Source organism: Pseudaeromonas pectinilytica, assembly GCF_054780855.1.
This window is the reverse complement of the sequence record NZ_BAAGVN010000091.1, coordinates 1-7,153: the sequence shown is the minus strand read 5'-3', so window position 1 is coordinate 7,153 and position 7,153 is coordinate 1. Positions and strand designations below refer to the sequence as shown.

Sequence of the window (7,153 nt, the reverse complement as noted above, 5' to 3'; positions counted from 1 at the left end):
ATGTTAGGAGGTCACATGGAAGATCAGATCCTGGAAAACGGGAATGGTTCCGTTCAGGGCGCTACTTGTGTATAAGAGTCAGGCCACCAAGTCCAAGGAACTGCACCCTCAACTTCAGATAAATAACGAATAGTAGTGGGCTGGCTATCTCCATTTTTACCAAAATAAATTCGCCCTTCATCCAACAACTTTTGAAAAGCTGGTTGAGAGTAACGCCAACAATTTCCTGGTGGAGGAGAGAATCGCTTACCTGTCGGTCCAATTATTTCATAAAACTGTGACGGAGTGGCATGTCCTGCTTGAGCTGTAATGGGAATTGTCCTCCAAGGTCCTCGTGGATCATTTGTAGGGTTTTTATATACTTGTGCTTGTTTGTCATTTAGTGGCAGCTTATTTCTCAACTCTTTAAATATTTTTGGTTTTTTTGCATAAACCAATACATATTCATGAACATCGCCTATTGCAGCCCGGTTTTCTCTAGAATACCGTTTCTGCCATACATTCGATGCAATGAATTTATCTCTGCCACATGTTTCGTCTAACAACAATCTTAAGTAAGGCATCTCACGATCATCTATAGATATCCATAAGCTTCCTTGTTCACTGTCCAGCAATCCCCAAATAATCTGCAATCTTGCTTGTAATAATGATAGCCACATAGAATGCTCTACCCCATCATCATAGAACTCAAATGCGGCACCAGTGTTATATGGTGGATCAATATACACGCACTTTATTTTACCGGCATATTCTTGTGCCAATGACTTAAGTGCCAATAAGTTATCACCTTGGATTAACAGGTTGTCATTGAATCTATTATTAGCCTGACCATCTTTGTTAGTGGCGATCGATGTAACTTTATATGAGAGGCTCTTATCTTCAAGAAAAATACGCGGCTCAAGACGCGGGCGTTTATCCTTGCCAATCCAGGTGAGTTCTAATTTTTGCTTAGTTGTTGTCATGTTTATTCCAGCCATCATCAGCGAGGCAGCGCCAGCAGGCGCTCAATCCAGTTATTAAAATGGGGGCACTGGGCGCGAATGGCGTCCAGCCCAATATCTTCCGCAATTAAAGGACCATCCACGGTCTTTTTATAGTGTGGCACTAACGCCAAGATTCGTTTTGACGGCGCAGTTTGCGGGCTGTTATTGATATGTTCTGGCGTTGCAAACGCGCCACTGATCGCGGCCATAGGTGCAAGCAGTGCTTGGTCATCCAGCCATTCGGCAATCTTTTCTGGCGCACTGAACAGCAGCGCCTCGAACTCGTGGAGCATCAGGTTAGGGATAAAATTGGGCGCGTCGATATCCTGCAGCAATGCCAGCTCTAATCGCACCACCTGCTCATGGGCATCCGCTACTCGGCCATCCAGCCCCGGAAAATCATTGGGCAGGCCATAGTAGTCCATCATGGTGGTGACATACGCCCCTTGGTCCTGCCGACACAAGCGCGTCAGTTGGTGCTTCACCTTGCCATAGCTGACTATCCCGCCCTTATGCCCCGGACTGGTCTGCGCCAGAATGGGAGTCAGATAAATGCCCAGACGCGAAAAATAGGGAACCAGCAGATCACGCACGAAAGTCTCTTCGGTTTGCCCTTCAACAAAGACCAGCACTCGACTCATGATTGTGGTCTCCCGCCCAGCAGGTTCTTCTTCCACAAATCACCCAGGCTGTAATCCTGTAGCCATTCGCTCAGTTGATCCTCTTCCAGACGCTTAAAGGTAGAAGCGCCGTTCTGCTTATCCACGACGATCAGATCCTCGACATCAAACTGATTCACCAGCTCGACCGACTGGGTCGAGATGATCAGCTGATGTTCGATACTGGCGCTTTTAATCAGCTCGGCCAGCACATTGATGGCATAGGGGTGCAAACCCAGCTCTGGCTCATCGACAATGATGGCGCTGGGCATAAACTCTTCCGGTTGCAACAGTACGGTCGCCAGCAGGATAAAGCGCAGGGTGCCATCCGATAGTTCACTGGCCTTGAAAGGAATATCGTGATCCTTCTCGGTCCATTCGAGCTGAATGCTGTCTAGGTTGTCTGGTGTGGCACGTAGGTAAAAATCACCGAAATAGGGTGCCACCATGCGAATGGTGCGCACGATCCGCTTGTAGTGGCCGTGATGATTTTTTTGTAACCGGAACAAGAAAGCCGCCAGATTGGCGCCATCTTCCCGCAGGTAGTCGTTATCGTTGATACGGTGGATCTGCTTGACCTTGGCACTCTCGCTGGTGTCATGGAAATGGTAGACACGCCAGCGACGCATGATCGGAAGCGTAAACGCTTTAATGCGGGAGTTATGCTTTTCGGCCAGTGACTCGAAATGACCGGAGCCGACCGAATTATCGCCGTTCATATTCCACCACAACGCTTCTCGCTGAAACATCATGCGGTTGTCGTTAGTGGCCTCTAACGCAAACTTGTAGCCATTGTTGCCAAAGTAGAGCTCTCCCTTTAGGGCCTCACTCTGCTTGCGTCCAAAGTGTAACAAGGCATCCGGGCCTCCAGCCTTGCCTACCAGGAATTGCAGACGGTGATCGAGCAGGGTGGCAATTAATCTAAAAAAGCTGATGAAGTTCGACTTACCCGCACCATTGGCACCGATTAACACATTTAAAGAGCCCATCAGCAGATCACACTTGGCAATCGACTTATAGCCATCAATCACGATATGACTCAACTGATCACTATTGGTAACATCCTTCATGCTGCCGCCTCACGTTCATTCGCCATGACCTGCCATGTTACCGCAAACAGCTCCGTCACACGGGTTTCTGTGGCCAGACGAGCTTCAACTTCTTCCAACAGGAGATCCTCTTCCTGTTCAATCTTCTTCTTCTCTTCGTAGTAGTGCAGCATGGCGTTATCGCGTTCTCTCTCTAGCTGTTTGAGTGCCTTCTTGGCTTCCATCTTCTCCTGCAAGGAGGTCAGCTGCCGTGATGCTTTACGTGCTTCCTTGATTTCCTGATCCAGCTGTTTGATACGCAGATCCAGTGCAATGCGTTTGTCTTCAGACCAACGCTCCAACTTCTCGACCTCTTCGCCATAGTAGGTTTCGTTATCGCGCTCAACCTCACGCTGAAAATCTCCCAGCTGTGCCTGCTGTCGCTCTGACAGTGAAGAGAAGTCAGGCTCAGGGATGATGACCGGCACCTGGGCTAACGGCAGCTGCAATAGTCGCTCGACGGTCTCGCTATGCATTGGCTCGCCATGCTGGTTGCTCGCCAGCAATAGCAGCTGCTCACGACGCTGCGCCGTTGATTCGATACTCACCTTGATGACCTTTAGCAAACCGCGATTGCCTATCAAGCCTTTCACATCAACCCATTGCCCCTGATCAGACGAGCGCTCGTAAACAAACTGGAGTGCTGCAGGCGGCAAGTGAGCAGCCTTGGCCTGTGTAATCAACTCGGCGCCAAGACCATCATGAGGCCGGAAAAACTCACCATCCTCGATCTCTGCCGTCTGCCAGTTCAGACTGTATTTGCCATCACGCCAGACAAAAGCCCCCGCAGCTTCACTGAACCCGCCCTGCTCCTGTAAGGCCATACGGGCCAGTAACAACATCTTCTGCTGGTAAGCCGTCAATTCGATATTGGTCTTGTCCCGCCGGGTATTCAGTCGGCTGACGACATCGGCATCAAAATGCTCAAACAACGACCGGCGGGTATCACTGTTTTTGGCCTCCAGCTGATCTTTGAGCTCTTCTTGCAATGAATTGAACTCAGATTCAATTTGCTCATCGCTACGGCAGCGCTGATAGATATCGTGGATCCGGCGTTCAATATCGACCCCTGACTCGATGGAGCCAAGGACTTCATCTGAAGCACCAAACACACCTTCAAACAGTTGAAATTTCTGACTCAGCAACTCAAACACGCGCTCATCGGCACGGTTGCCCTTGTTGATAAAATTGACCACGACGACATCACTCTTCTGACCATAGCGATGAACCCGGCCAATCCGCTGCTCGACCCGCTGCGGATTCCAGGGCAGATCGTAATTGATCAGCAAAGAGCAGAATTGCAAGTTGATACCTTCGGCTCCCGCCTCAGTACAGATCATCAAGGTGGCATCGTCGCGGAACCGCTCAACCAGAGCCGCTTTCATATCTGCAGTTTTAGAACCAGAAATACGACTAGAGCCCCGATGACGCTCTAACCACTCCTGATAAATCTGTTTCGATACTGAATCACTGTTACTGCCATTTAGCATCACGATCTGACCGTCATACCCTTGAGCCGCCAGCATCTCTGCCAGCCAGGTCTGGGTACGGACTGACTCGGTGAAAATTACTGCTTTGCGGCTGCCACCTAGCTCAGCTGTTTTCTCAAAGGCACGTTCGAGCACACGAACCAAGGCATCCGCTTTAGCATTGTTGGCGATACTGCAAGCCAGGCGTTGAAAATCCTTTAACAGATCAATCTCAGCCTGCAGAGCTTGAGGATCAATCAACTCCTCGTCGCTCACCCCCTCTTCATCCTGAAGGTCTGACAAATTCTCATAATCTGCCAAGGCATCCAGCAGCGGCTGCTTCTGCTCTAGGCGAGTAATCATGGTCTGCAAGGTGCCTTGAATGGCAAACGACGATGAAGCCAAAATTTTGCGAATGACCAAGGTCACCAGATGTCTGGCACCACTTTTGATGGCTAGCAGATCTTCACGCTGCAGATACTCGGAGACCTGCCGGTACAGTTGCTCTTCTTGCGTTGACGGGCGGAAATCCTCGGTCATGGAATAACGACGAGTGAAACTAATACCACCCTCTTCCTGTACCTGGCGTCTGAGCGTGCGATTACAGACTTTACCCAGGCGATCTCGAAGCAACGCCAATTCAACCTGATCCAGCTGTTGACGGCCATACCGAGCCTTAAACGATGGCAAATCGCCAAAAAAGTGCGGGTCAATGATAGATACCAGCCCGTACAGCTCCAGCATGCTGTTCTGCAATGGCGTGGCCGAAAGTAAAACTTTCTTAACCCCCATTAAGGCGTTATCAAGCACCTTGGCTGTCTTGGCTCCATCACTCTTGTAGACATTGCGCAACTTGTGCGCTTCGTCCATGACAACCAGATCCCAAGGAATACGCTGAAGTTCTGACTCCTTGCGGGCTGCAAATTCATAGGAGCAGATGCAAATTGCAGGCTTTCCGGAAGCACGTTCCAGATCAAACGGATTGGCCACCCCCGCCTTTTTAGATTCATTGAAGGACTTTGCCTCCATGATCATTGAAGGCAGCGAGAATTTCTCCTCCAGCTCCTGACTCCACTGTTTGCGCAAGGTAGCAGGGGCTATCAACAGTAACTTACGACGGCGTTCGGCCCATTTCTGCGCCAAGACCAGGCTGGCCTCGATGGTTTTCCCAAGACCGACCTCATCGGCCAGAATTACACCGTTCGACAGTGGGGATGCCAGCGCGAACATGGCAGCCTCGATCTGATGCGGATTCATATCAACCTTGGCCCCGGCCATCGTCTTGGTCAACGACTCTTCCGCCTTACCCTCCAGCGTCAGACTATGGGCCAGCCACGCTTGTTGATGTGCTGAATAGTGACTCACGCTTTATCTCCCGTGGCAGATGCCGGTTGCACTGAGTTCGCTCCATAGCCCGGAGCCAACACCAGATTCTCTACGCCATACAGGGCAGCCTGATTGTTCAAGGCCAGCGGATGACGCTCGGCTGGCAAGCTGTGCTCTGGTGAACAGTCCACATTCCAGTAGTTGAGCAGATAGCCCGCCAACGCCGCACGGATCTGCACGTCGCGCTGACCATCAACCATGCCGTAGTCCATCGCGATGGCCTCGGGATAGGCAATCGCAGGATGCGGGATCAGCTCCAAATCGACAATTCGGTTCCACTGATGATCAAACTCGCGAGTCTCTTTTTCCGGCGGAACATCGTTTAACAGCGAGACAGTTTCAAAGCGTGAACAGGAGAAATCTCGGAACGCCTGCCGGAGCCGATCAAAGGCCCGGACATGCCAGCGATGACCATCATTGGCCAGACTGTGAGGTACCAGCTCACGTTGCGTCCGCCCGGATGAGAGCGATACATAGCTGCAGCTGATGGCTTTTTGCAGGTGAATGGCCCGCATCAAAGCGGACAATATTTCGGTCTTGGGCTGGATCAGTTGCTGCGGTGCCAGGCAACGCGCATTCGGCAACTGTGGTTGAGTGATGCCATTACCAAAGCCAAAGGCCAGACAAGTGAGCGCGGCGGTGGGCTCATGGTCAAACAACGGTTTGAATGCAGGCGTCCGCTCATAGACCTTGTTTTGCGGACGCAACACCAGGTTGCCCGCACAAAACTCCTTATAGGTCCCAAAGTCACGAGTCGCGGCTGCAGGGCCAATACCGAAGCGCTCTATCAGCGCAGCACGGGTGATTGAGCCAAAGTAGTTGAGGCAAAAATCGATATACGCCAAGCGCTCACGCTGGGCGTAGGGAAGCTCGTCTAAAACCTGCATGCGGTTACGGTCAGATATGTTCAATAGAGACTTAACCTATCATAACGAACAAGTCACGCAATCAAAATGATGACTTAATGTGAGCTTGATGATAAAACTGCCTCATACGGCTCTTATTTGCTGATTTATTCAGCGTATAAACAGCGTCGGGGGGATGTGGTGGCGGCTTTTAACAAGATTCCATTTGCTATCAGAGAAGCGGATCGAAAGATCGTCAGCATTGAGGATGTACCAAGAGGATTGGCGTGTGCATGTCGTTGCCCCAGCTGCGATGCGCGGCTGCAGGCAAGGAAAGGAGACGTTAACGAACACCATTTTGCTCATCACGATAGCAGTGCAGAGTTGTGTGAGTTTGCGCTTGAAACCAGCATTCGCTTAATGCTGCTGGAGACGTTAGGAAAGATCCAGTCGATCAGTACGCCAGATTTTTTGTGGGGAAAGGAGATCATCATTCGCGGACGAGAAAATGGTGGCCTCGCCCCCGGCGGCCATGACGGGTTTGGCAATGGCACTGCTGGATGGCTTGCTCATCCATCCAGAGGGTCAACGAACCTCGTTGCACCAAGGCTTGGTTGTACTGTTTCCAGTTGCTGATCTGGTGCTTGGACTTGCCCATCTGGCGCTCCCGGTGGTGAACCTAAGAGATCAGATCACCAAACTGCGGGATAGTTCCCTGATTTG

General features: G+C 50.9%; 5 protein-coding genes and 1 pseudogene. All 6 read right to left on the bottom strand.

The features are described 5' to 3' along the window. Positions 1–53: 53 nt before the first annotated feature. Positions 54–962, bottom strand: a complete 909-nt coding sequence (locus ACYVG7_RS06715; RefSeq protein ID WP_460882439.1) for a site-specific DNA-methyltransferase — start codon at positions 960–962, stop codon at positions 54–56. Between the two features lie 17 nt (positions 963–979). Then, positions 980–1,624 (bottom strand): DUF4276 family protein, encoded by a 645-nt coding sequence (locus tag ACYVG7_RS06710; protein WP_460882438.1) that lies wholly within the window; start codon positions 1,622–1,624, stop codon positions 980–982. Further along, entirely contained in the window at positions 1,621–2,712 is a 1,092-nt protein-coding gene (locus ACYVG7_RS06705; RefSeq protein WP_460882437.1) for an AAA family ATPase, read from the bottom strand. The genes ACYVG7_RS06710 and ACYVG7_RS06705 overlap by 4 nt, the downstream gene beginning before the upstream one ends. Further along, positions 2,709–5,564 (bottom strand): SNF2-related protein, encoded by a 2,856-nt coding sequence (locus ACYVG7_RS06700; protein WP_460882436.1) that lies wholly within the window; start codon positions 5,562–5,564, stop codon positions 2,709–2,711. The genes ACYVG7_RS06705 and ACYVG7_RS06700 overlap by 4 nt, the downstream gene beginning before the upstream one ends. Then, a complete protein-coding gene (locus ACYVG7_RS06695) occupies positions 5,561–6,472 on the bottom strand; it encodes a WYL domain-containing protein (RefSeq protein ID WP_460882435.1) in 912 nt (303 codons plus the stop codon). The genes ACYVG7_RS06700 and ACYVG7_RS06695 overlap by 4 nt, the downstream gene beginning before the upstream one ends. Before the next feature lie 463 nt (positions 6,473–6,935). Further along, positions 6,936–7,088: pseudogene (locus tag ACYVG7_RS06690) on the bottom strand (IS5/IS1182 family transposase); the annotation flags it as partial. Positions 7,089–7,153 lie beyond the last annotated feature (65 nt).